Annotated in this window: 1 protein-coding gene; it reads right to left on the reverse strand. The window is 56.3% G+C overall.

The annotated features are described in order from the left end of the window. Positions 1-28: 28 nt before the first annotated feature. Complete coding sequence (locus ILT46_RS12010; protein ID WP_255528395.1) at positions 29-490, reverse strand: DUF5063 domain-containing protein; 462 nt, start codon at positions 488-490, stop codon at positions 29-31. Between the last annotated feature and the right edge of the window lie 52 nt (positions 491-542).

A 542-nucleotide genomic window follows, 5' to 3' on the forward strand; every position in this document is an offset into this window, starting at 1 on the left:
CGACCCCATTGCGGACGTTCCTTCGTCGCTAGTGCATGATCGAATGCAGGTAACGCCGGAGTCGACGAAGATGCATTCCCCAGTGGGTTTGATAGCCGAAGCGAAACTCCCAATAGGCGTCGTTGGCAGCGCCACGGTCGATGTGCCAAAGAACGCCTGATAGGTCTCTCGCAATGTCGGCAAGGTCATCAACCGCGCCTCCAAGTGTGACCTCTTGCTCCAAGCCGTCTTGCGGCTCGACATCAGCATAATATCCAAGTTCTGGAAATGACGCGGCGGCTCGCTCGGCCAACGGCTCGTAAGGAACTGACGGCAATAAGTCATCGGTGTCAGGTTCGACATCTGGCGCACGATGATATTCGATTACGAGACAATCAAGCGCCTCGCACAGTTTGGCGAGCCTTGTCTCTTCATCGTCAGGCTGGCTTTTGAGCAACGCAAGGTAGCCATTGATCGCGTTGACCATCGATGCTGTTGGAGGCGATGTCATAGACAGCCTTTTCGAGCACCGGCGCGCCGGACGCAATGTCCGCTTTCCACCC

The sequence above is a fragment of the Qipengyuania sp. YIM B01966 genome (assembly GCF_016461955.1).
Taxonomy (GTDB): Bacteria; Pseudomonadota; Alphaproteobacteria; order Sphingomonadales; family Sphingomonadaceae; genus QFOP01.

Coding starts and splice junctions, on each gene's coding strand:
- ILT46_RS12010 (WP_255528395.1), bottom strand. CDS start 490: ATGACATCGCCTCCAACAGCATCGATGGTCAACGCGATCAATGGCTAC.